General features: G+C 65.9%; 24 protein-coding genes (1 of these 24 only partly in view). 14 read left to right on the plus strand and 10 right to left on the minus strand.

Features of this window, described 5'->3' with window-relative positions:
- Position 1: 1 nt before the first annotated feature.
- The 4 genes from LCL94_RS09495 to LCL94_RS09510 all read left to right on the plus strand — a co-directional run bounded on the left by LCL94_RS09495 (position 2) and on the right by LCL94_RS09510 (position 4,722).
- Complete coding sequence (locus LCL94_RS09495) at positions 2 to 1,183, plus strand: aromatic amino acid transaminase (protein WP_224831990.1); 1,182 nt, start codon at positions 2 to 4, stop codon at positions 1,181 to 1,183.
- 6 nt (positions 1,184 to 1,189) lie between these two features.
- The gene (locus LCL94_RS09500; RefSeq protein WP_224831991.1) at positions 1,190 to 1,729 is read left to right on the plus strand and encodes a GNAT family N-acetyltransferase; all 540 of its coding nucleotides are present in this window, start codon (positions 1,190 to 1,192) and stop codon (positions 1,727 to 1,729) included.
- 462 nt (positions 1,730 to 2,191) lie between these two features.
- The gene (locus LCL94_RS09505; protein ID WP_224831992.1) at positions 2,192 to 3,073 is read left to right on the plus strand and encodes an OmpA family protein; all 882 of its coding nucleotides are present in this window, start codon (positions 2,192 to 2,194) and stop codon (positions 3,071 to 3,073) included.
- A gap of 134 nt (positions 3,074 to 3,207) precedes the next feature.
- On the plus strand, positions 3,208 to 4,722 hold the full coding sequence (locus LCL94_RS09510) for a M20/M25/M40 family metallo-hydrolase (protein WP_224831993.1): 1,515 nt from the start codon (positions 3,208 to 3,210) through the stop codon (positions 4,720 to 4,722).
- Positions 4,723 to 4,737: 15 nt separating this feature from the next.
- Here LCL94_RS09510 and LCL94_RS09515 read toward each other — a convergent pair whose 3' ends face one another.
- From LCL94_RS09515 to LCL94_RS09540, 6 genes are read right to left on the minus strand one after another with little or no spacing between them, the layout of a single operon-like run.
- Positions 4,738 to 5,355, minus strand: coding sequence for a riboflavin synthase (locus LCL94_RS09515; protein WP_224831994.1), 618 nt, complete (start codon positions 5,353 to 5,355; stop codon positions 4,738 to 4,740).
- Between the two features lie 18 nt (positions 5,356 to 5,373).
- Positions 5,374 to 6,348: a bifunctional diaminohydroxyphosphoribosylaminopyrimidine deaminase/5-amino-6-(5-phosphoribosylamino)uracil reductase RibD gene (gene ribD, locus LCL94_RS09520; RefSeq protein ID WP_224831995.1), complete on the minus strand. Its 975-nt coding sequence runs from the start codon at positions 6,346 to 6,348 to the stop codon at positions 5,374 to 5,376.
- The gene (locus tag LCL94_RS09525) at positions 6,329 to 6,799 is read right to left on the minus strand and encodes a hypothetical protein (RefSeq protein WP_224831996.1); all 471 of its coding nucleotides are present in this window, start codon (positions 6,797 to 6,799) and stop codon (positions 6,329 to 6,331) included. The genes ribD and LCL94_RS09525 overlap by 20 nt, the downstream gene beginning before the upstream one ends.
- A 32-nt stretch (positions 6,800 to 6,831) precedes the next feature.
- Positions 6,832 to 7,554: a M48 family metallopeptidase gene (locus LCL94_RS09530; RefSeq protein ID WP_224831997.1), complete on the minus strand. Its 723-nt coding sequence runs from the start codon at positions 7,552 to 7,554 to the stop codon at positions 6,832 to 6,834.
- Positions 7,551 to 8,021, minus strand: coding sequence for a YcgN family cysteine cluster protein (locus tag LCL94_RS09535; RefSeq protein WP_224831998.1), 471 nt, complete (start codon positions 8,019 to 8,021; stop codon positions 7,551 to 7,553). The genes LCL94_RS09530 and LCL94_RS09535 overlap by 4 nt, the downstream gene beginning before the upstream one ends.
- Positions 8,009 to 8,590 carry an SCO family protein gene (locus tag LCL94_RS09540; protein ID WP_224831999.1) on the minus strand — a complete coding sequence of 194 codons (582 nt, stop codon included), beginning with the start codon at positions 8,588 to 8,590 and terminating at the stop codon, positions 8,009 to 8,011. The genes LCL94_RS09535 and LCL94_RS09540 overlap by 13 nt, the downstream gene beginning before the upstream one ends.
- A gap of 89 nt (positions 8,591 to 8,679) precedes the next feature.
- Here LCL94_RS09540 and LCL94_RS09545 point away from each other — a divergent pair, with 89 nt between their 5' ends.
- The 5 genes from LCL94_RS09545 (at position 8,680) to ssb (ending at position 12,739) form a co-directional block, all read left to right on the plus strand.
- Positions 8,680 to 9,291, plus strand: a complete 612-nt coding sequence (locus LCL94_RS09545; RefSeq protein WP_224832000.1) for an ankyrin repeat domain-containing protein — start codon at positions 8,680 to 8,682, stop codon at positions 9,289 to 9,291.
- Positions 9,291 to 9,965, plus strand: a complete 675-nt coding sequence (locus tag LCL94_RS09550; RefSeq protein ID WP_224832001.1) for a COQ9 family protein — start codon at positions 9,291 to 9,293, stop codon at positions 9,963 to 9,965. Before LCL94_RS09545 ends, LCL94_RS09550 begins: the two co-directional genes overlap by 1 nt.
- Positions 9,966 to 10,021: 56 nt before the next feature.
- On the plus strand, positions 10,022 to 10,261 hold the full coding sequence (locus tag LCL94_RS09555) for a FeoA family protein (RefSeq protein ID WP_224832002.1): 240 nt from the start codon (positions 10,022 to 10,024) through the stop codon (positions 10,259 to 10,261).
- Complete coding sequence (gene feoB / locus LCL94_RS09560) at positions 10,258 to 12,105, plus strand: ferrous iron transporter B (RefSeq protein ID WP_224832003.1); 1,848 nt, start codon at positions 10,258 to 10,260, stop codon at positions 12,103 to 12,105. The genes LCL94_RS09555 and feoB overlap by 4 nt, the downstream gene beginning before the upstream one ends.
- 91 nt (positions 12,106 to 12,196) lie before the next feature.
- A complete protein-coding gene (gene ssb, locus LCL94_RS09565; protein WP_224832004.1) occupies positions 12,197 to 12,739 on the plus strand; it encodes a single-stranded DNA-binding protein in 543 nt (180 codons plus the stop codon).
- 58 nt (positions 12,740 to 12,797) lie between these two features.
- On the opposite strand, the gene LCL94_RS09570 is transcribed toward ssb, so the two are convergent.
- Both LCL94_RS09570 and LCL94_RS09575 read right to left on the minus strand, forming a co-directional pair.
- Positions 12,798 to 13,325 carry a YceD family protein gene (locus LCL94_RS09570; protein WP_224832005.1) on the minus strand — a complete coding sequence of 176 codons (528 nt, stop codon included), beginning with the start codon at positions 13,323 to 13,325 and terminating at the stop codon, positions 12,798 to 12,800.
- Positions 13,322 to 13,840 (minus strand): ubiquinol-cytochrome C chaperone family protein, encoded by a 519-nt coding sequence (locus LCL94_RS09575; protein WP_224832006.1) that lies wholly within the window; start codon positions 13,838 to 13,840, stop codon positions 13,322 to 13,324. The genes LCL94_RS09570 and LCL94_RS09575 overlap by 4 nt, the downstream gene beginning before the upstream one ends.
- A gap of 170 nt (positions 13,841 to 14,010) precedes the next feature.
- On the opposite strand from LCL94_RS09575, the gene LCL94_RS09580 reads away from it, so the two are divergent.
- From LCL94_RS09580 to LCL94_RS09600, 5 genes are all read left to right on the plus strand, one after another.
- Complete coding sequence (locus tag LCL94_RS09580; protein WP_224832007.1) at positions 14,011 to 14,481, plus strand: outer membrane protein assembly factor BamE; 471 nt, start codon at positions 14,011 to 14,013, stop codon at positions 14,479 to 14,481.
- 39 nt (positions 14,482 to 14,520) lie between these two features.
- Positions 14,521 to 15,081, plus strand: coding sequence for an ATP-dependent protease subunit HslV (gene hslV / locus LCL94_RS09585; RefSeq protein WP_160606109.1), 561 nt, complete (start codon positions 14,521 to 14,523; stop codon positions 15,079 to 15,081).
- 8 nt (positions 15,082 to 15,089) lie between these two features.
- Positions 15,090 to 16,388: an ATP-dependent protease ATPase subunit HslU gene (hslU, locus tag LCL94_RS09590; protein WP_160606110.1), complete on the plus strand. Its 1,299-nt coding sequence runs from the start codon at positions 15,090 to 15,092 to the stop codon at positions 16,386 to 16,388.
- Complete coding sequence (locus tag LCL94_RS09595) at positions 16,388 to 16,795, plus strand: ACT domain-containing protein (RefSeq protein ID WP_224832008.1); 408 nt, start codon at positions 16,388 to 16,390, stop codon at positions 16,793 to 16,795. The genes hslU and LCL94_RS09595 overlap by 1 nt, the downstream gene beginning before the upstream one ends.
- Positions 16,796 to 16,878: 83 nt before the next feature.
- Complete coding sequence (locus LCL94_RS09600; RefSeq protein WP_224832009.1) at positions 16,879 to 18,150, plus strand: dicarboxylate/amino acid:cation symporter; 1,272 nt, start codon at positions 16,879 to 16,881, stop codon at positions 18,148 to 18,150.
- A 3-nt stretch (positions 18,151 to 18,153) separates the two neighbouring features.
- On the opposite strand, the gene LCL94_RS09605 is transcribed toward LCL94_RS09600, so the two are convergent.
- Both LCL94_RS09605 and LCL94_RS09610 read right to left on the minus strand, forming a co-directional pair.
- Positions 18,154 to 19,647, minus strand: a complete 1,494-nt coding sequence (locus LCL94_RS09605; RefSeq protein ID WP_224832010.1) for a SulP family inorganic anion transporter — start codon at positions 19,645 to 19,647, stop codon at positions 18,154 to 18,156.
- A 110-nt stretch (positions 19,648 to 19,757) separates the two neighbouring features.
- Positions 19,758 to 21,467: the 3' portion of an ABCB family ABC transporter ATP-binding protein/permease gene (locus LCL94_RS09610; protein ID WP_224832011.1), read on the minus strand. Its footprint extends 111 nt past the window's final position; the window shows 1,710 of its 1,821 coding nt (coding positions 112–1,821); its start codon lies off the right edge, out of view; its stop codon occupies positions 19,758 to 19,760.

Consider the following 21,467-nt stretch of genomic DNA (forward strand, 5'->3'; position numbering starts at 1 on the left):
CATGCTCGATACACTTGACGCCCAGCCGCCAGACGCCCTCCTTGCCCTGATCAAGATGTACGCCGCCGACGAGCGCGCGGACAAGATCGACCTCGGCGTGGGGGTCTATCGCACCAATGAAGGCGCGACCCCGGTTTTCCGGGCGATCAAGCAGGCCGAACAGCGCCTGATCGACGAGCAGGACAGCAAGTCCTACCTCGGCCCCGAAGGCGATACCGGCTTCGTGGAGGCGCTGCGCCCCTACATCTTCGGCCAGGACTGCCAGCTCGCCGACCGGATCGGCGGCATGCAGACGCCGGGCGGCACGGGCGCGGTCCGGCTTGCCGTGGCGCTCGCTGCCAAGGCGGGCGTCACGCGCATCCATCTCGGCATGCCCAGCTGGCCGAACCATGCCCAGATCCTCGACGATGTGGGCGTCGAAACCGTGCCTTTCCGCCATGCGACGCCCGACGGCACGGCCGATCTCGATGCCGTGCTCGGCGCGATCCGCAATGCCGGGCCCAAGGACGCGGTCCTGCTGCACGGCTGCTGTCACAACCCGACCGGCATCGACTACACCGATGCGGAGTGGGGCGAGATTGCAAAGGCCTTCGCCGAAACCGGCGTGCTGCCGATCCTCGACATCGCCTACCAGGGCCTCGGCCACGGGATGGAAGAAGACGTCACCGGTGTGCGCATCGTGCTGGATACCGTGGCCGAAGCGCTGGTCGCCTACAGCTGCGACAAGAACTTCGGCCTCTACCGGGACCGTGTGGGTGCCTTCTACATGATGGCGAAGGAACCCGCGCAGCTGGCAGCCATCGTCTCGAATGCCAATGCGCTGGCCCGTGCGAACTGGTCGATGCCGCCCGATCACGGCGGTGCGGCGGTGCGCGTCGCGCTGTGCGACGCGGGCATGACGCAGGTCTGGCTGGACGAGCTCGACGAGATGCGCGCTCGCATGCGCCGCGTCCGCGACCGGCTGGCAGCCGCCGACAACGAAGTACCGGGCCTCGGCCTTGCCGCGCTGGCCCAGCAGAACGGCCTGTTCGCCATGCTGCCGCTGTCGAAGGAGCAGATCACGAGCCTGCGCGAGGACCATGCCATCTACATGGCAGGATCGGGCCGGATCAACGTGGCCGGTCTCCACGCGGGCAACACCGACAAGTTCATCGCCGCGCTGGCCGACGTCACCAAGGGCTGAAGGCACATGGACCGGCAGCCGACCCTCGAGACCGAGCGGCTGCTGATCCGGCCGATGGCGGAAGACGACCGCGAGGCGCTCTTCGCGGTCGCGTCGGATCCGATGGTGTGGGAACAGCATCCCATCCACGACCGCTGGCGGCGCGAGGTCTTCGATCGCTTCTTCGATGAATGCCTTGCCAGCGGCGGCGGCCTTGCGATCATCCGCAAGGATACCGGCCGTGTGGTCGGCGCGTCCCGCTACGACGGCTACGATAGCGAAGAAGGCGGCGTGGTCGAGATCGGCTGGACCTATCTCGAACGCGCCTGCTGGGGGAAGGGCATCAACACCGAGATGAAGCGGGTCATGCTCGCCCATGCGCTGGCGCACGTGGCGGTGGTCGAGTTCCGCGTGGGTGATACCAACTACCGTTCGCGCAATGCGCTCGAGGCAATCGGGGCGGAGCGCACGCGCCGCTACGAGGTCGACCGGTACCAGGGCAAGCGCGTGGTCCATCTGGTCTACGAGATCACCCGCGAAAGCTTCGCGTCGGGCCCGCTGGCCTGATGTAGGAGTGCGGCAGGACTTGCCGCAGGCAGGCTCCTACAGGCTGGAACACTTGGAACACGGTCCTGGCGGGAAAATCCTGCGACTCGTGCGAGATGCAGGTCTTGGCCAGTTTCGGGGCGGAATGCGGGCGGCGACATAACCCGGCATCGTGCAGATTCGCGTCCGGTAGGAAAGCCGCGTGCAGCCCGCAAGAAATCCATCCACGGCTCGGTTCATCGCAGACTGTGCCCGAACCGCCCCCTGTGGTAACGGGGTATGCGAGGCTGTTAATAGGCTCGCAAGGTAGGCTTGCGCACGGGCTTCGCGGGCGGCGGATCGTCTGTCCGTCCCAACCATAGCGATAAGAACCTACCAATTAGACACGAAGGGGCTCTGACGGCCGGCGGGAATATCAGGGGAGCAGCGGTGCCAGCGGTACCGGACCTGCGTCGCCGGACGGTCAATCGAAGGAGCAAGACTATGAAGTTCATTTCCAAGAGCGCTGTCGCCATTGCCGCGGTCAGCATGCTTGCCGTGCCGGTCGCCGGCGTTTCGGCACAGAATTACGACCAGCAGGAAGGCGAAGTGCTGACGACCGTTTACGGCGCAGCCCCGGCCGACCTCTCGGACATGCCGAAAGGCCCGGAAGTCGAAGGCATCATCTCAGCCCGCAAGGACGACAAGATCCAGGTGACCACCGCCGACGGCAACCGCACCGTGGTGACGATCAGCGCGGCTACCGAAGTGCGTAGCAGCGGCGGCTTCCTTGGCCTCAACCGCGACAAGCTGGGCGCCGAAGCCCTGCTCAACGGCCTGCCGGTCACCGTGGAAACTGTCCAGTGGGGCGACCGCGGGCTGATCGCTGCCAAGGTCGCGGTCAAGAACAAGGACCTCAAGACCGCGCAGATGATCCAGAACGGCACCGACCAGCGTTTCACCGCCAATGAAGCGGCCACCGACGCGCTGCGCAGCCGTGTCGCCGACATCGACCAGTACAACGTGAAGGGCACGACCAACGTCTATTTCGACACCGGCAAGTACAACCTGTCGGACGATGCGCGCCGCGACCTGTGCGATGCCGCCAACCAGGCGAATGCAACGGACAACGCGCTGCTGCTCGTGGTCGGCTACACCGATTCGACCGGCGATTACGAGTTCAACCAGGAACTCAGCGAAAAGCGCGCCAGCCGCGTCGTGAACTTCCTGCAGCAGCAGTGCGGCTGGAAGCCGTATCGCATGCTGACGCCCACGGGCATGGCGGAAGCCGACCCGGCAGCGGACAATTCAACCGAGGAAGGCAAGGCGCAGAACCGCCGCGTCGCCGTGAACATCCTGGTCAGCAAGAGCGTCGACGGCCTCTAAGGCCCAAGCGCACAGCTTCGACTTTCGAGCGGGGCGGGCCACTGCGGCCTGCCCCGCTTTTTCTTTGTGCCGCCACCCCATTGCACAGCCCGGCTCGGGTGTTAGTCTCTCCGCCAATCACAGGGGAGATGACGATGGTCCGGTTGACGACTTCATTCGGCGCGGCGGCGCTGCTGGCCTTTGCGGCCATTCCGGCGAATGCCGAAACGCCCGACCGCGACGAGATCCTCGGCACCGTGGTCGAACAGCGCGGGGCGACCGTACAGGCGCTGCGCGACTGGATCGCCCTGCCGACCATCGCGGCGGAAAAGCGCAACACCGCCGAAGGCGCGGAATACATGCGCAAGCTCGCGCTCGATGCCGGGTTCCAGCACGCGGAGATCATTCCCACCGACGGCGTGCCGGGCGTGTTCGCCACGCTCGATGCCGGGGCTGACACCACGCTCGGCATCTATTTCATGTACGACGTGAAGCAGTACGACCCTGCCGAATGGAGCTCGCCCCCGCTCGAAGGCAGGCTGGTCGACCGTCCGGGCGAAGGGCAGGTCATCATGGGCCGCGGCGCGGTCAACCAGAAGGGGCCCCAGACTGCCTTCCTCGCCGCGATCAAGGCGATCCAGGCGAGCGGGCGCAAGCTGCCCGTCAATCTCGTGCTCGTCGCCGAGGGCGAGGAAGAGGTCGCCTCGACCAATTTCCACCAGGTCGTTGCCGTGCCGCAGGTGCGCGAAGCCCTGTCCAAGACCATCGGCGTCTTCATCCCCTCTGCCGCGCAGAGCAAGGATGGCAGTGCCAACATCACGCTGGGCGCGAAGGGCGCGATCGAGTTCCAGCTGGTCGTGGGCGGCGAGACCTCGGACAAATATCCCAAGACCGATATCCATTCCTCCAACCATGCGCGGATCGAAAGCCCCGTCTGGCGGCTGGTGAAGGCGCTCGACACGCTGGTCGCGGATGACGGGCACACGCCCGCCATCGACGGCTGGTTCGAAAATGTCCGCCCGCTGACCGAACGGCAGAAGGAATTGATCGCACAAGGTGCCAAGCTCAATCCCGAATCGGAAGTGAAGGCGCTCTTGGGCGTGGGCCGGTGGATCGACGACGAACCCTATGTCACCAGCCTCGAGCGGCTGGTTTCGCAGCCCACGGTCAATATCCAGGGGCTGGTCGCCGGCTACATGGGGCCGGGCGGCAAGACCGTGCTGCCGGGCCGCGCGGAGGCGAAGCTGGAATTCCGCCTGGTGCCCGCGATGACCAAGGACGAGGCGGTGAGCAAGCTCAAGGCCCACCTCGCCAAGCGGGGCTTCGACGATGTGCAGGTGACGATTTCGGGCGGCTATGGCCCCAACGAGACCGATGAGGACAGCACGCTGATCCGCGCGCAGAAGAAGCTATTCGAACAGTCGGGGATTCCCTATTCGATCACGCCGCGCAGCGCGGGCAGCTGGCCGGGGGTCATCTTTAACGGCGCGCCGCTGAACCTGCCGGCATCGCAGTTCGGCCTCAGCCGCGGGGGCGGGGCCCATGCGCCGAACGAATGGTTTCTGATCGACAGCAGCGACCCGAAGGTGAACGGGATCGACGGGGCCACAATGGCCTATGTCGACTATCTCTACGTGGTGGCGGAAGAGGCCGAAAGCGCTGCCGACTGACGGCTGCGCGCAGGGTCAGCCCTGCAGGCTCTGCATCCGCTTGAGGTAGCGGGCGAGGACGTCGATCTCGAGATTGACGGTGTCGCCTTCGCGCAAATCGCCCAGCGTGGTGACTTCGCCCGTGTGCGGGATGATGTTGAGCGCGAAATCGCACGTCCCGTCGGTCCGGTCGCGCACGTCGTTCACGGTCAGCGATACGCCGTCCACGGTGATCGATCCTTTTTCCGCCACGAAGGGCGCGAATTCGCGTCCGATGCGGATGGCGAGCATGGTCGAACCGCCCGCATCGCGCACTGCGACCACCTGCCCGACCGTGTCGACGTGGCCGGTCACGAGATGCCCGCCAAGCTCGTCGCCGAGGCGCAGCGCAGGTTCGAGATTGAGCTTGCGCCCTTCGGCCCACATGCCCGGGACGGTGCGGCGGATCGTTTCGCCCGACACGTCGAAGCCGATGCGCGCCGCGCCTGCTTCACCGGCCAGTTCCACCACGGTCAGGCAGACGCCCGAACAGGCGATAGATGCGCCGATATCGATTGTAGCCGGGTCGAAGGGACAGGCCACGGTCACGCGCGTGTCGCGCCGCGTCTCGACGCTTTCGATGGTGCCGATGGCGGTGACGATACCGGTGAACATGCGTGACGGGCCCCTTGCTTAGCGCGTGCGGCGATAGGCGGTGAATTGGTCGCTGCCAAGGCGGCGGTGTTCGGTTTCCGCCCAGCGCCCGTGCGCATCCGCCAGCGAACCGAGGGCAATGTCCCCGATACCGGGACGCCCGCCGCCGATGACGATCGGGGCGCGATAGATTTCGAGCCGGTCGACGAGGTCTTCGGCAAGAAAGCTGGCCGCCGTCTGCGCGCCGCCTTCGACATAGAGATATTGCACGCCCTCGAGGCCTGCGATCTGGGCAGGACGGTTGATGATCGTCGCGCCTTCCAGCGGCACGCCGCGCGTCAGCACGACGCGGCGGAGCGTGCGACCTTCGAGACCCGGCAGGCGCACGTCGAGGCGCGGGCGGTCCGCGCGCCAGGTGCCGCCGCCGACGAGGATCGCATCCTGCATGGCGCGGCGCGAATGGACATGGGCGCGCGCTTCCTCGCCGGTGATCCACTGGCTCTCGCCATCCGCCGTAGCGATGCAGCCATCGAGCGAGAGCGCGAGCTTGAGCGTCACAAAAGGCCGCCCTTCGGCAGCTCGCATGAGATAGCCTGCGAGGCTGTCCTGCACCGCGCGCGATGGCAGCAGCACGGCTTCGATGCCCGCCGCCTTCAGTCGCGCGATGCCGCTACCTGCGGTGCGCGGGTCCGGATCGCTGGCGCCGATCACCACGCGGGCGAGGCCCGAACCTGCCAGCAGGTCAGCACAGGCGGGCCCGCGCTCGGACTTGTGGGCGCAGGGTTCCAGCGTGACATAGGCAGTGGCGCCGCGCGCCCGGTCACCGGCCTGCGCCAGTGCCGCAGCCTCGGCATGGGGGCGGCCGCCCTCTGCGGTCCAGCCGCGCCCGACGACCACGCCGTCTTTCACGATCACGCATCCGACCGCCGGATTGGGGCGCGACAGGGGCCGGCCGCGCGCGGCGAGGCGCGCTGCGGCGTCGAGCCAGTGCGCGTCAGTCGGCGGTGTCTGCAACCGGCTTGTCCGTGGCCTGCTGGCGTTCACCGAAGAGCCGTTCGAGCCGCTCGCGCTCGGCCTTTTCGGCGGCGGCGCGTTCGGCCTCGGCCTTGGCTTCCGCGGCGGTCGTATCGACGCCGGTGGCGGCGCCCACACGGCGATAGAGATCACGCTTTTCCTGTTCGATCCGGTCGAGTTCCGCCTGCCGCTCTTCCTTGCGGTGCTGGTTCTCGACGTTGGACTGGCGGATTTCCTCGTCGGTCCGGCCTTCGGCAAAGGTGCGGATGTATTCGACCTCGAATTCCTCCGGCGGCATGAAAACGCGCTCGTGCGTCAGGATCGAAATCAGGCCGACGCAGAAAGCGACCGACAACGCCAGGAACGCCCAGCGATAGGGCTGGGGCTGGCGGATATAGGACCAGAAGTCGGCCACACCCCCGACCGGGTTCACTCGTCTGAAGTAACGCATGGGGCCGAGATAGTAGACGCAGCGGCTTTCCGCTAGCTGAAGCTGGCGTAGAGCTTGCGGCCGTGGCGCGAAAGCCAGGCGTTCGCTTCCTCCACCTCGCCTTCGAACAGGCTGTCGAGCAGCGCGTGGAAAGCCGGGCTGTGGTCGAAATGGACGAGATGGGCGACTTCGTGCGCGACCACCGAGCGGCGCACGTTGTCGGGGGCCATCACCAGCCGCCAGTTGAGGCGCAGCACGCCCTCGCTCGAACAGCTGCCCCAGCGCCGCTTGGCGCGGGTCAGGCGGACGGGCGCGACGGCAAGCCCGGCACGGGCGCAGTATTGCGCGGCATCGTCGGCAAAGTGCCGCTCCGCTTCGGCTTCGAGCCAGCGCTGCAGGCGCCTCGCCAGCGTATCCTCCGGTCCGCCGAGCGTGAGCCTGCCATTGGCCAGCACCGGCCTGCGCGGAGCATCGGCGCGCCAGTCGATGGCGATTTCCGTGCCGCGATAGGGCAGGGTGCCGCTGGCGACCGGGTCATGCGCTTCGGGCACCTTGGCCAGCTGGGCTTCGAGCCATGCGGCGCGCGCATGGGCAAAGGCGATGGCTTCCTTGCTGGCGCACCAGCGCGGCAGGGTAATGCGCACGGCGCTGCCATCGGGGGCAAGCCGCAAGGTCAGCCGACGCGCGCGCGGATGGCGCTTTATCTCGATCGGGAGCGAACGGCCGGCGATGGTGATTTCCGGCTCCAGCGCTTCGCCCCGCAGCCACTCGATCATGCTGCCGCCTCTTCCCAGCCGTCCTCGCCGTCACCCCATTCGACGATGTGGTGTTCGAGCGGGCCTGCCTCGTCCTCGCTGATCACGCGCCCTGCGACGGATACGCCTGCGCGGATCACCGCCTCGCGGTCGCCGGTGAGCAGGTAATGCCAGCCCGGCAGCGGCCGGTCGTCGGCACGGCGGCGATAGGCACAGGTGTCGGGCAGCCATGGCACCTTGTCGACCAGCTTCAGCGTCAGGCGCAGGCAGTCGGGCACAAAGGCCTTGCGGTTCTTGTAGTCCTTGCAGCGCGCGGTGCGGCAATCGAGCAGGGTGCAGGCGACGTTCGTCTCCTCGATCTCGCCCGTGTCCTCGTATTCGACCTTGTGGAGGCAGCAGCGGCCGCAGCCGTCGCACAGCGCTTCCCATTCCTCCTGGTTGAGCTTGGCCAAAGGCAGCTCCCAGAAGCGGTCCCTCAGCGCACCCATTTGTCCAGTTCCGCCTTCACCGCTTCCGGCCCCTGGTCGGTCGGCAGCATGGCCAGCGGCGAGCCGTCCGGCGCAAAGAGATAGGTGATGTTCGAATGGTCCATCAGATATCCGCCCGCCTCGCTGTCGGCGCCGCGAGTGAAATAGACTGCGAACTTGTCCGCCGTGGCCTTGATGTCCGCTTCGCTGCCGGTGAGGCCGATCAGGCGCGGATGAAAGGCATCGGTGAATTCCGCGACCACTTCGGGCGTATCGCGAGCAGGGTCGACCGTGACGAAGAGCGGCTGGATCTTCGCGCCGAGATCGGGCGAATCCTTCTCGAACAGCTTGAGGCCTGCCATCGCGCGCTGGACATCGGTCGGGCAGATGTCGGGGCAGAAGGCATAGCCGAAATAGACGATGCGGTACTTGCCCGAAAAATCGCTCCACGAAACTTCGCTGCCGTCTTCGCCGATGAGGGTAAAATCGCCCCCGATGGCAGCGCCCGCAAGCGGCGGTTCCTCTGCCGGTGCGGCATTGCAGGAGGCGAGAAGGAGAGCGGTCAGGGCAACAGTGAATTTGTGGGGCATGACAGCATGGTTCATGGTCTGCTAAGCGCCCGTATTCAAGGGCAGGCCAACTGTTCTCAGACGTAAATTCCGCAAGGAGAAAGTCCAAGGTGCGCGTAAATCCGGTATCCCGTTTCCTGGCCCTGGCATTCGGCATGGTCGCCCTCGTGGCCACCCCGGTGGCGGCGCAGCAACGCTCGGACGGCTCGAAATTCCTCGAGGCGGTCCGCAAGCGTGACGGAGACACCGCGACGCAGCTGCTGGACGAGCCGGGCTCGACCATCATCAATGCGCGCGACATCACCACGGGCGAGACGGGTCTGCACGCCGTGGCCGAACGCCGCGACCTGACGTGGGTGCGCTTCCTCCTCCAGCGCGGAGCCAATCCGAACATCGCCGACCGCAACGGCGTCACCCCCTTGCAGATCGCCGCCCAGCTCGGCTTCGTCGAAGGGGTCGAACGCCTGGCACAGGGCGGGGCGGACGTGGACGTGCGCAATGTTGCCGGTGAAACTCCGCTGATCAGCGCGATCCACCGCCGCGACGTGGCCATGATCGAAGTGCTCATCAAGGCCGGCGCCAATCTCGACCGGACCGACAATTCGGGCCGCACGGCGCGCGACTATGCCAAGCTCATGGGCGAAGGCAGCAAGGTCATGGGGGCCATTACCGCCGCCGAAGAAGCGCGCGGCAAGCAGGCCGAAACCTACGGGCCGAACTGATGGCTGACACCGCTGCTCCCGATATCGCCGACCTGACGCTCGACGAATTGCGCCTCGCGCTGGCCCCGGCCATCGCCGATGCCGCGATCTTCGACGGGTGGAGCGATGCCGCGCTCGAAATGGCGGCAGACCAGCTGGGCGCAGACATCGATGTCGCGCGCCTCGCCTTCAAGGGCGGTGCGATCGACATGGTCTTCGCCTGGATCGAGGCAGTCGACCTAGGGATGGCCGCTGCCTTCCCCGACGACGTTATCGGCAAGATGAAGATCCGTGAGCGCATCCGAAGCCTCGTCCAGTTCCGCCTCGATGCGGTGGCAGGACAGGAAGAGGCGCTGCGCCGAGCGCTCGCCATCATGGCGATGCCTCAGAACGCGCCTGCTTCGGCGAAGCGCGGCTGGCAGACCGCCGACCTGATGTGGCGGCTCGCGGGCGACACGGCGACCGACTACAACCACTTTACCAAGCGCGCGATCCTCGCCTCGATCTACGGTGCGACGCTGGCCGTGTTCGTCGAGGACGAGAGCGAGGGCAAGGCGGAGACGCGCGCCTTCCTCGACCGGCGCATCGAAGGGGTGATGAAGTTCGAGAAGGTGAAGGCCAAGTGGCTCAACCCCGAACGAGAGACCTTCAGCCTGTCGCGCTTCCTCGGTCGTTTGCGCTATCCGGCGCGCTAACCGACGCTATTGATAACCAGTTGCAATAAGCGCGGCGATCTGACAGGGCGGCCCGCATGACTCTGGACGCTCTCGAAAGCGGAACTGCGGCGCGAATCGTCGCCGTAGACTGGCCCAGCCTGGCCGAGGACGAAGGCAAGCGCTTGCGCGCCCTCGGCGTGGACGAGGGGGCCGAGGTCGCCGTGATCCATCGCGGGATTTTCGGCACGCGCGACCCGCTGGCGCTGCGCCTCGGCAACATGACCATCGCCATCCGCCGCGTCCACGCGAAGGCGATCGAGGTGGACGCAGCATGAGCCGCAAGCGCACCGCAGCCCTTGTCGGCAATCCCAATTCGGGCAAGTCCGCGCTCTTCAACGCGCTGACCGGCGCCCGCCAGAAGATCGCGAACTATGCGGGCGTCACGGTGGAGCGCAAGGCGGGCCGCCTGGTCCTGCCAAGCGGCGAACCGGTCGAACTGCTTGACCTTCCCGGCTCCTACAGCTTCGATGCCGCCAGCCCCGACGAGGCAGTCACCCGCGACGTGGTCAAGGGCACGTTCGAGGGCGAGGCCGTCCCGGACGTCATCATCCTGGTGCTCGACGCGGCCAATCTCGAACAGCATCTCGTCTTTGCACAGGAAGTGCTCGAGCTCGGCCGGCCCACGGTGGTCGCGCTCAACATGATCGACCTCGCCGAACGCGACGGGCTGACGCTCGACCCGGCGGCTTTGTCGCAGGCGCTCGGCGTGCCGGTGATCCCGACCGTGGCGGTACGCCGCAAGGGCCTGGCCGAACTGACCGACGCCATCGCCGAGGCGGAAACGCATGCGGACGAGGAAGCGCACACGCGCTGGCACGTCACGCTGCCCGAACGGCGCCTGTCGGCCAAGCATATGGCCCGCGCCGCGATCCTGTCGAAATCGGCCCGTCACACGATCGAGAACGGCGTTGACCGCGTGCTGCTCAATCCGTGGATCGGGCCGGTCATCCTGTTCGGCCTGCTGTTCGTTGTCTTCCAGGCCGTGTTCGCCTGGGCGACGCCCTTTGCCGACGCGCTGGAAGGCGGGGTGGGCGTCATCTCGCAAGGCGTCTCCGATACGCTGCCCGAAGGCCTGCTGCGCGATTTCCTGACCGAAGGCGTACTGGCGGGCGTGGGCTCGGTCGTGGTCTTCCTGCCGCAGATCATCATCCTGTTCTTCTTCATCCTGGTCATGGAAGCGAGCGGCTACATGGCGCGTGCGGCCTTCCTCATGGACCGGCTGATGGCGAGCGTCGGCCTGTCGGGCCGCAGCTTCATCCCGCTGCTGTCGAGCTTTGCCTGCGCCATTCCCGGCATCATGGCGACGCGCTCGATCTCCGATCCCAAGGACCGGCTGACCACCATCCTGATCGCCCCGCTGATGACCTGTTCGGCGCGCCTGCCGGTCTATGCCGTGGTCATCGCTGCAGTCATCCCGCAGACCAGCGTCGGGCCGGGCGTGGGCCTCCAGGGCCTTGTCCTGTTTGCGCTCTACGTCGCCGGTATCGTCGGAGCCATGGCGGTCGCGCTGGTGCTGCGCCGCACGGTCACCAAGGGCGCGGCCTCCGGCTTCATCATGGAGCTGCCGCGCTACCAGCTGCCACGGGCGAAGGACCTCCTCATCGGCCTGTGGCAGCGCGCCTGGGTCTTCCTGCGCCGCGCCGGTACGATCATCTTCGTCGCCACGATCGCGCTGTGGGTGCTGCTGAGCTTCCCCAAGGCGGAAGCCGGCGAAAGCCAGCTCGATGCGAGCTTTGCAGGCGCCATCGCCGATACGCTGCACCCGGTGCTCGCGCCCGTGGGCTTCAACCGCGAAATGAGCCTGGCCATCGTGCCGGCCATCGCCGCGCGCGAGGTTGCCGTCTCCGCGCTTGCCACGACCTATGCCGTCGATGCCGAGGACGAGGAACTGGCCGCGCAGGGCGTGACCGCCCAGATCGCCGCGCTGTGGAGCCTGCCGACCGCGCTGGCCTTCCTTGCATGGTTCGTCTTCGCCCCGCAGTGCCTGTCGACCATCGCGGTCGCCCGGCGCGAGACGAACGGGTGGAAATGGCCCGCCGTCATGGTCGGCTATCTCTTCGCGCTGGCATGGCTGGCGGCGGGAGCGACCTACTGGATCGCGGTGAGCCTGGGGCTTTAGCTCCGCTTCGGTGGAAAGCTTGCTCGCGCCCTAGAACCGACTCGCTCGCTTCGTTAGGCCACGTGCCAACAAGTTACGAAGGAACGATTCGATGGCCGGTAGCCTCAACAAAGTCATGCTGATCGGAAACCTGGGTGCAGACCCGGAAATCCGCAGCTTCCAGAACGGCGGCAAGGTCGCGAACCTGCGCGTTGCCACCACCGAAACCTGGAAGGACCGCAATACTGGCGAACGCCAGGAACGCACCGAATGGCACACCGTTGCGATCTTTTCCGAAGGTCTGGTCGGCGTGGTCGAACGCTTCCTGCGCAAGGGTTCCAAGGTCTACATCGAAGGCCAGCTGCAGACCCGCAAGTGGCAGGACCAGTCGGGCAATGACCGCTATTCGACCGAAGTCGTGATCCGCGGCATGAACGGCACGCTGACCATGCTCGACGGCGCCCAGGGTGGCGGCGGCGGCAATCGCGGCGGCGGTGGCGGCGGTGGCAACTGGGACCAGGGCGGCGGTTCGTCGGGCGGTGGCTCGGGCGGAGGCTCGGGCGGCGGCTGGAACCAGGGCGGCGGTTCGTCCGGCGGCAGCCAGTCGGGCGGTGGCTCGAACTACGACGATCTCGACGACGACATTCCGTTCTGATCGCCGGCAGACACGCCGAAAAGGGCCGCCATCGCGCGGCCCTTTTCTTTTGCGCCTTCTACTTCTTCAGCTTCGCGAGCGCTTCGGCCAGCGGGCCGCTGGGCTTTCGGTCCTCGTCGCTTTCGATGCCCTTTTCCGCGCGCACTCGGTCGGCGTCAGGGCCTTCGCGATAGGGATCGACGGCAAGGCCCAGTTCCTGCGCGATTGCCTCGCCGATATCGAAGGCTTCGCCCTCGTATTCGATCTCGTCGAGGTCGTCGGAGCTCAACTCGAATTCCTCGTCCGGCTCGTGTGCTGCGGGCGCGCTTTCTGGGACGAAGCGCAGTTCGAACTCCTCTGCGACCTCGTAAGTGAAGTCTTCGCGGCTGACCGCGCAAGGCTGTTCGACGCTTGCCGCAAGACTGCCGCGCGCAATGACTGCCTCGCCCTTGGGTTCGAAGGATACGCGAGCCGACAGGGCGGGCAGGGCCGTGATGCCGAAGCGGGAAGCGAGCGCAGCGCGCTCTGCCTCGCTCGCCTCGATAGTCATTTCGCCGGGGGGAAGCGCGCGCGGCTTGATCATGCGTGAGAGTTCGGGCGCGCTCATGCGGCGAACTCGCCCTTGCGCAGCTGGTTGGCGCTGGTCCGCGAAAGGCGCTTGTCGAGGCGGATCATGCGCTCCGCCAGCGCCTCGGCCTCGTCCTCCTGCGCCATGGTGACATTGCGGCGCACCGCATCGGCCAGCGCCGCGCGGTCTTCGTCGGCCAGCGCCTTGCGATAGGCGCCGAGACGCCCGCCCATCGTGCTCATCAGCGTGCCGATCTTCTTGCCGACCGTGGGATCGCCGATGCCCGCTTCACGCAGCTGGCCCTCCATGTCTTCGACGAACAGTTCGGTCAGTAGCGCGGTGTGGGGTGCGAGGTCCGCATCCTTTTCCATCCGCAGCAATGCGAGGCTGAGCGAAAGCGTGACCATGTCGAAGCGTCCTTCGACCGTGTCGGCAACGCCGCACATCCGGTACCAGTCGGGGTCGCGCGCTTCCTCCACGACGCGGTGCCACAGCGGGCGCCACTGTTCGCGCGGGTCGGCTTGCGTTCCGAAAAGACGGGATAGGAAGGACATCTAATGCTTCTTTCTGTTCAATCGTTCAGCGGCAATTCAAGCCGCCATCCCCACCGCAGCACGACACGCACGTTGCAAGCTACGTCCCAGCGGTTTAGGGCGTGGGCCGCATATAGGATGCGCTGGCGACAAGGCCAAGCGCGCCGCCAGGATGGAGACACGCTGTTCCCATGAACAGGTCCAAGATTTTCGGTATCGCCGCGATCCTCGCGGCAGGCCTCGCCACCACCGCCTGCAGCTCGATCAAGGAATCGCGCGGCTATATCGTCGACAGCATCCTGGTCAGCACGGTCCAGCCGGGCATTGACAACGAGCGCAGCGTGGCCGCCACTCTCGGCCGCCCGACCTTCACCAGCCAGTTCGGCGATCCGACCTGGTATTACGTGTCGAGCACGACGGGCCGTAAGCCCTTCGTTCGCCCGAGCATTCGCGAACACCAGGTGCTGGCGGTCAAGTTCGATGCGTCCGGCAACGTGATCTCCGCCGACCGCACCGGCCTCGAAAAGGTCGTCTATCTCTCGCCCGATGGCGACGAGACGCCGACGCTCGGCCGCGAGCGCAGTTTCCTCGAAGACCTGTTCGGAAATATCGGCACCGTGGGCCAGCCCGGCCTCGGCGGACAGCAGGGTCCGGGAAGCTGATCGCTTGACCCTGTTGCGGCGCACCCCATATCGCGCCGCATGGACGATAGAGAAAACCGCCACGGCCTGACCAAGTGGCACGGCACCACCATCATCGGGGTACGCAAGGGCGATCGCATTGTCGTTGCCGGGGACGGACAGGTCTCCATGGGCAACACGGTCATGAAGCCCAATGCGCGCAAGGTTCGCCGGATCGGTGAGGGCGGCAAGGTCGTCGCCGGTTTCGCCGGCGCCACCGCCGATGCCTTCACCCTGTTCGAGCGGCTGGAAAAGAAGCTCGAACAGTACAGCGGCCAGCTGCTGCGCGCCGCGGTCGAGCTGACCAAGGACTGGCGCACCGACAAGTACCTGCGCAATCTCGAAGCGCTGATGATCGTGGCCGACAAGGACAATCTCCTCGTCCTCACCGGCAATGGGGACGTGCTGGAACCGGAAGGCGGCATCACCGCCATCGGCTCGGGCGGCAACTACGCGCTGGCCGCCGCCAAGGCGATCGCCGAATATGAAGACGATCCCGAAGTGATTGCGCGCAAGGCCATGAAGGTCGCCGCCGACATCTGCGTCTTCACCAATGGCAATGTGACCCTCGAAGAGGTCTGAGCACCTACATGGACAATCTGACACCCAAGGCGATCGTCGCCGCGCTCGACGAGCACATCATCGGGCAGAAGGACGCCAAGCGCGCCGTTGCCGTGGCGCTTCGCAACCGCTGGCGCCGCCAGCGACTTGCCGCGGACCTGCGCGACGAGGTGACGCCCAAGAACATCCTCATGATCGGCCCCACCGGCTGCGGCAAGACCGAGATCAGCCGCCGCTTGGCCAAGCTGGCCGAGGCCCCCTTCGTGAAGGTCGAAGCGACCAAGTTCACCGAGGTCGGCTATGTCGGCCGCGACGTCGAACAGATCGCCCGCGACCTCGTCGAAGAGGCTATCCGGCTGGAAAAGGAACGCCGCCGCGAAGCCGTGCGCGAAGCGGCTAGCCAGGCGGCGATGGACCGCCTGCTCAACGCGCTCGTCGGCGAGAATGCCAGCGAGGCGACGCGCGAGGCTTTCCGCGAACGAATCGTCCAGAACGCGATGAACGAGACCGAGGTCGAGATCGACGTGAAGGACCAGCCGGCCAGCAACATGGAAATCCCCGGCATGCCCGGCAATGTCGGCATGATTGACCTGTCCGACATGCTCGGCAAGGCTATGGGCCGCACGCCGACCAAGCGGCGCAAGCTCAAGGTCCCCGATGCGTGGGACAAGCTGGTCGAGGAAGAGGCCGAGAAGCGCATGGACCAGGACGACGTGCACCGCGTCGCGCTGGAGAATGCCGAGACCAACGGCATCGTCTTCCTCGACGAGATCGACAAGATCGCCGTCAGCGACGTGCGCGGCGGCTCCGTTTCGCGCGAAGGCGTGCAGCGCGACCTGCTGCCGCTGATCGAGGGCACGACGGTTGCTACCAAGTACGGCCCGATGAAGACCGACCATGTGCTCTTCATCGCTTCGGGCGCGTTCCATGTCGCGAAGCCTTCGGACATGCTGCCCGAATTGCAGGGCCGCCTGCCGATCCGCGTCGAACTGCGTGCGCTGACGGAAGAAGACTTCGTGCGCATCCTTACCGAGACGCGCGCCAACCTCGTCGAACAGTACCGCGCGCTGATCGGGACTGAAGAGGTCACGCTCGAGATCACCGACGATGCCATTGCCGAAGTCGCCAAGATCGCGGCGCGGGTGAACGAAAGCGTCGAGAATATCGGTGCCCGCCGCCTGCAGACCGTGATGGAACGCCTGCTGGAAGACATCAGCTTCGAGGCGGAAGAGCACAAGGGCGAGACGGTGACCGTGGATGCGGCTTATGTCCGCGAACGGCTCGACGACCTTGCAGGCGATGCGGATCTGAGCAAGTACATCCTCTGATGCCCGAAACCATCCTCCAGACCCAGGCGATGATCGCGGCCATGGCGCCGCGGCTCGACACGCAGCTCTGGAGGTTCGTGACCGTCACGCCCGACAAGGCGCCCGAATTGCTGGGCGCCGCCATCGGCACTTTCCGCGAAGACGAAGGCGTGACGGCCATCGTCCCGGCAGAGCTGGCGGATGAGGCGGGACTGGACGGCCCCGACTTCGCGCGCATCACGCTGATGGTGCATTCCGACCTCGAGGGCGTGGGGCTGACCGCGGCGGTTGCCACCGCGCTCGCCGATGCGGGCATTGCCTGCAACATGGTCGCAGCCTTCCACCACGACCACGCCTTCGTGCCCGCCGCGCACAGCAAGCGGGCGATGACGGTCCTCAAGATCCTGCAGGACAGCGCCGACCTCTAGGCCCGGTCAGGAGCGTTCCAGGGGGCTGCTTGCCTCTTCCACCAATTAAGGTCACACTTCCTCCGGGTTCGGGGGGACTTGCAATGTGGGATCGGCTGAAGACGCTTTCGCTTTCAATCCGGATTCTGGTGGGGCTGGCTCTGGGGGCCGTAATCGGCCTCGCTTTGCCATCTACCGGCCGGAACGAGGGGGTGGACCAGTTCGTCGAGGCAGCCGCTATCGGAGGCAAGCTCTGGCTCCAGGCGCTCCAGATGACGATCCTGCCGCTCGTCTTCGGCCTCGTCGCAACGCTCTTCATCAGGTCCAGGGGACTGACGCAGGGTACGGGCAATGCAAGGCGCGCCTTCTATGTCATGATGGCCTTCTATTTGCTGGCCATTCCCATCGGAATTTTTTCGGTCGAGGTCTATCTGGGAGCCTTCCCGGTCACCGATGGCATGGCGCAGGCGTTGCGTTCGATGGCCGGCGAGGGCGTGCCGCAGGAAAGCCTGCACTGGCAGGATTCGGTGCTGTCGCTGGTCCCGGTGAACATCATTTCCGCTATGGCCGGACCCAGCCTGCTGCCGGTTCTGTTCTTTGCGCTGATCTTCGGTGCGGCGCTGGCCAAATTGCCGGAAGGAGAGGGCAAGCGGGTCCTGTCTTCGGCGCTCAACGGCCTCGTTGATGTAGCCTTCGTGATCGTCGACTGGGTCCTGCGGCTTGCCCCGGTGGGTGTGGCGCTGCTGATCCTTGCCACCACCCAGCGGTTCGGCGCCGATATCTTTGCAGGCCTGGCCCACTGGGTGATCCTTTCCAGCGCGAACGTGCTGAACGTGCTGGTGGTCGTCTATGTCATCGTTGCGCTGGCGACCAAGGTGCCGGTGCTCAGCTTCGCTAAGGCAATGCTCCCGGCGCAATCAGTCGCGGCCGGGACACAGAGCTCCACCGGGACAATGCCGGTCACTATCGAATCCTGCCGCACGATGGGCCTGTCGGAGGAGGCGATAGGAGCCACCGTTCCGCTGGCTGCCGTGGTATTCCGCCCCATTGCGCCCGCCTCCTTCGTTTTCACCTGCTCTTACGCCTCGGCCGTATATGGCCTGCCTGCCGCAAGCTTCGCCTTGCTCCTGACTATCGGGCTGCTCGGCGTGCTGATGGAAATGGGATCGGTCGGCATTCCGAACGCGGCGACGGCCGTGGCCAAGTTCACGCCCTTTGCCGCCCTCGTGGGATTTCCGATCGAAATCATCGTCGTCTTCCTGGTGGTCGAGATCATCCCGGACATCGTTAAGACCACGACCAACGTAACCGCCCATGCAGCCGCCGCCGCGATCGTGGACCGCGGTGTCGTGTCGGAGCCATCCCCCGCCGAATAAGGCTCAGAGGTGGGGTGCCAGGCCGATCTCCACACCGGTCTTGTCGGTCAGGGCGAACTTGTCGACCAGGTCGGCGCTTGCACGATTGAGGCCGACAACCTGCACACTGCGACCGTTGCGGCGCATGCGTTCGACCACCTTGTCGAGCGCGCCCACCGCCGAGATGTCCCAGAAGTGCGCCTTGCTGACGTCGATGATCACGTGGTCTGCCGGATCGGGCATCTGGCTCTCGGGGCCGAGCGCGGCTTCGAAGCGCTCGACGCTGGCGTAGAAGATCTGGCCCTTGGCCCAATAGGTCGCGGTGTCTCCCTCGCGAGTGCGCACGACATCGAACATGGTCATCACCTTGTGGGTGAAGAACACGCCCGACAGGACGACGCCGGCCAGCACGCCGAGCGCGAGGTTGTGCGTCGCCACCACGACCACGACGGTGGTGATCATCACCACGCTCGACTGCCACGGGTGCTTGCCGATGTTGGGGATCGAGTTCCACGAGAAGGTGCCGATCGACACCATGATCATGATTGCCACCAGCGCGGGCATCGGCACCTGTCCGACCAGGTCGCCCAGCACGGCCAGCAGGACCAGCAGCGAAAAGCCGGCGGTGAAGGTCGACAGGCGCGTGCGGCCGCCGCTGGTCACGTTGATGACCGACTGGCCGATCATCGCGCAGCCGCCCATGCCGCCAAACATGGCGGCGACGATATTGGCGACGCCTTGCCCGGCGCTTTCTCGGCGCTTGTTCGATCCCGTGTGCGTCATGTCGTCGACGATCTGCGCAGTCAGGAGCGATTCGAGCAGGCCGACCGCTGCCATGGTCGCCGAATAGGGAGCGATGATGGCCAGCGTTTCCCACGTCAGCGGCACGTCGGGCAGCATGAAATAGGGCAGGCCTTCGGGCAGTTCGCCCATGTCGGCGACCGTGTTGACCGGCGCATTGATGTAAATGCTCAGCGCGGTGAGCACGATGATCGCCACCAGCGGGCTCGGCACGGCGGTGGTCAGCTTGGGGAAGAGATAGATGATCGCCAGCGCGGCGGCGACCATGGCATAGGTTTCCCAGCCCACGTTCGTCAGCTGCGGCAGCTGCGCCATGAAGATCAGGATGGCGAGCGCGTTCACGAAGCCGGTGATGACCGAGCGCGAGACGAACTGCATCAGCAGGTCGAGGCGCAAGAGAGCGGCAATGCCCTGGAACACGCCCATCAGGATGGTCGCGGCGAAGAGATATTCGACCCCGTGATCGCGCACCAGCGGCACGACGACGACCGCCACGGCGGCCGTCGCGGCGCTGATCATGCCGGGCCGCCCGCCGGTAAAAGCGATGACCATTGCGATCGCGACCGAAGCATAGAGGCCTACGCGCGGATCGACGCCCGCGATGATCGAGAATCCGATCGCTTCCGGGATCAGGGCCAGCGCAACGACAATGCCTGCAAGCACGTCGGCGCGGATGTTGGAGAGCCAGTCGCGGCGAAGCGCGCTGCGGTCGAGCATGACGAATATCCGTTCGTGTAAGGATTGGGCGCGCACGGACGCGCGCGAAGAATGTTGCTCGCCCGTTTAAGGATGTTGCAGTGCAACACAACCCCGCGGGGGCAGAATTCCTATTCCGCCGCCTCGCTCTCGGCTTCGCTTTCGGCCTGCTGGCGTGCCCACATCTCGGCATAGAGACCGCCTTGGCGCAGTAGCTGCGCGTGTTTCCCGCTCTCCGCAAGGCGCCCCTGGTCGAGCACCAGGATGCGGTCGGCATCGGCGATGGTCGAGAGGCGGTGCGCGATGGCGAGCGTGGTGCGGTCCTCGCTCACCCGGTGCAGCGTGCGCAGGATGTCCTGCTCGGTCCGGCTGTCGAGCGCGCTCGTCGCTTCGTCCAGCAGCAGGATCGGCGGGTTCTTCACCAGCGTGCGCGCAATGGCGACGCGCTGCTTCTCGCCGCCCGAAAGCTTCAGGCCGCGTTCGCCCACTTCGGTGTCGAAACCCTGTGGCAGGCGTTCGATGAAAGGCAGGATGGCCGAAGCCCGCGCCGCGGCGATGACTTCTTCCTCGGTCGCGCCCTCGCGCCCGTAGGCGATGTTATAGCCGATCGTCTCGTTGAACAGCACGCTGTCCTGCGGGACGATACCGATCTGGGCGCGCAGGCTCTTCTGGGTGACCTGGGCGATATCCTGCCCGTCAATCAGGATCCGCCCCGACTGCGGGTCGTAGAAGCGGAACAGCAGGCGCGCGATAGTGCTCTTGCCTGCGCCCGAGGGACCGACGATGGCGACATGGCTGCCCGCCGGCACTTCGAAGCTGAGGCCCTTTAGGATCGTGCGGTCCTGCTCGTAGCCGAAGACGACATTCTCGAAGGTGATGGTCGGGCGCTTCACCACGAGGGCAGGGGCGCCGGGCGCATCGCGCACCTCCACGTCGGTATCGATCAGGTCGAACATGGCGGCCATGTCGATGATGCCCTGCCTGACCGTGCGATAGACCATGCCCAGCATGTCGAGCGGGCGGAAGAGCTGGATGAGATAGGTGTTCACCAGCACGAGGTCGCCCGTGGTCAGCTGGCCCTTGCTCCAGCCCCAGACGGTAAAGGCCATGGCGCCGCCCATCAGCAGGTTCATTATCATGGCCTGGCTGATGTTGAGTAGGCCCAGCGAGTTTTCGGACCTGATGGCTGCCTCGGCCCAGGCATGGGTGGCCTCGCCGTAACGGGCGCGCTCGCGCTCTTCGGCTGAGAAGTATTTGACCGTCTCGTAATTGAGCAGGCTGTCGACCGAACGCGACAGCGCCGTCCCGTCGAGTTCGTTCATCCGGCGACGCAGCTCGTTGCGCCATTCGGTGATCTTGCGGGTCACGACGATATAGGCGGCCACGGTCACGCCGGTCGCGGCCACCAGTTCCCAGCCGAAATTGATGTAGAAGATGACACCGACCGCCAGCAGCTCGATCGCAGTCGGCGCGATGTTGAAGAGCAGGAAGTAGAGCATGACATCGATGCTCTTGGTGCCGCGCTCGATGGTCTTGGTGATCTCGCCGGTCCGGCGCGAGAGGTGGAAGTGCAGCGACAGCTGGTGCAGCCGCGCAAAGACGTCCTCCGCCAGCTGGCGCGTTGCGTCCTGTCCGACCCGCTCGAAGGTGATGTTGCGCAGATTGTCGAACGCCACCCCGGCAAAGCGGCCGGCGGCATAGGCAATGACGAAGGCGAGGGCGACCATCGCCGCCTCGTTGGCCGGCGTCGTCATGGAATCGACTGCACGCTTGTAGGCAAAGGGCAGGGCGAGCGTTGTAGCCTTGGCCGCCAGCACGAACACCATCGCGCCGATGATGCG

The sequence above is a fragment of the Qipengyuania gaetbuli genome, assembly GCF_020171365.1.
In the GTDB taxonomy this organism is placed as follows: domain Bacteria; phylum Pseudomonadota; class Alphaproteobacteria; order Sphingomonadales; family Sphingomonadaceae; genus Qipengyuania; species Qipengyuania gaetbuli_B.

What these genes read in the sequence shown, in the direction of transcription:
- LCL94_RS09495 (WP_224831990.1), top strand. Translation starts at nt 2, where the DNA reads ATGCTCGATACACTTGACGCCCAGCCGCCAGACGCCCTCCTTGCCCTG.
- LCL94_RS09500 (WP_224831991.1), top strand. Translation starts at nt 1,190, where the DNA reads ATGGACCGGCAGCCGACCCTCGAGACCGAGCGGCTGCTGATCCGGCCG.
- LCL94_RS09505 (WP_224831992.1), top strand. Translation starts at nt 2,192, where the DNA reads ATGAAGTTCATTTCCAAGAGCGCTGTCGCCATTGCCGCGGTCAGCATG.
- LCL94_RS09510 (WP_224831993.1), top strand. Translation starts at nt 3,208, where the DNA reads ATGGTCCGGTTGACGACTTCATTCGGCGCGGCGGCGCTGCTGGCCTTT.
- LCL94_RS09515 (WP_224831994.1), bottom strand. Translation starts at nt 5,355, where the DNA reads ATGTTCACCGGTATCGTCACCGCCATCGGCACCATCGAAAGCGTCGAG.
- LCL94_RS09525 (WP_224831996.1), bottom strand. Translation starts at nt 6,799, where the DNA reads ATGCGTTACTTCAGACGAGTGAACCCGGTCGGGGGTGTGGCCGACTTC.
- LCL94_RS09530 (WP_224831997.1), bottom strand. Translation starts at nt 7,554, where the DNA reads ATGATCGAGTGGCTGCGGGGCGAAGCGCTGGAGCCGGAAATCACCATC.
- LCL94_RS09535 (WP_224831998.1), bottom strand. Translation starts at nt 8,021, where the DNA reads ATGGGTGCGCTGAGGGACCGCTTCTGGGAGCTGCCTTTGGCCAAGCTC.
- LCL94_RS09540 (WP_224831999.1), bottom strand. Translation starts at nt 8,590, where the DNA reads ATGCCCCACAAATTCACTGTTGCCCTGACCGCTCTCCTTCTCGCCTCC.
- LCL94_RS09550 (WP_224832001.1), top strand. Translation starts at nt 9,291, where the DNA reads ATGGCTGACACCGCTGCTCCCGATATCGCCGACCTGACGCTCGACGAA.
- LCL94_RS09555 (WP_224832002.1), top strand. Translation starts at nt 10,022, where the DNA reads ATGACTCTGGACGCTCTCGAAAGCGGAACTGCGGCGCGAATCGTCGCC.
- feoB (WP_224832003.1), top strand. Translation starts at nt 10,258, where the DNA reads ATGAGCCGCAAGCGCACCGCAGCCCTTGTCGGCAATCCCAATTCGGGC.
- ssb (WP_224832004.1), top strand. Translation starts at nt 12,197, where the DNA reads ATGGCCGGTAGCCTCAACAAAGTCATGCTGATCGGAAACCTGGGTGCA.
- LCL94_RS09570 (WP_224832005.1), bottom strand. Translation starts at nt 13,325, where the DNA reads ATGAGCGCGCCCGAACTCTCACGCATGATCAAGCCGCGCGCGCTTCCC.
- LCL94_RS09575 (WP_224832006.1), bottom strand. Translation starts at nt 13,840, where the DNA reads ATGTCCTTCCTATCCCGTCTTTTCGGAACGCAAGCCGACCCGCGCGAA.
- LCL94_RS09580 (WP_224832007.1), top strand. Translation starts at nt 14,011, where the DNA reads ATGAACAGGTCCAAGATTTTCGGTATCGCCGCGATCCTCGCGGCAGGC.
- hslV (WP_160606109.1), top strand. Translation starts at nt 14,521, where the DNA reads ATGGACGATAGAGAAAACCGCCACGGCCTGACCAAGTGGCACGGCACC.
- hslU (WP_160606110.1), top strand. Translation starts at nt 15,090, where the DNA reads ATGGACAATCTGACACCCAAGGCGATCGTCGCCGCGCTCGACGAGCAC.
- LCL94_RS09595 (WP_224832008.1), top strand. Translation starts at nt 16,388, where the DNA reads ATGCCCGAAACCATCCTCCAGACCCAGGCGATGATCGCGGCCATGGCG.
- LCL94_RS09600 (WP_224832009.1), top strand. Translation starts at nt 16,879, where the DNA reads ATGTGGGATCGGCTGAAGACGCTTTCGCTTTCAATCCGGATTCTGGTG.
- LCL94_RS09605 (WP_224832010.1), bottom strand. Translation starts at nt 19,647, where the DNA reads ATGCTCGACCGCAGCGCGCTTCGCCGCGACTGGCTCTCCAACATCCGC.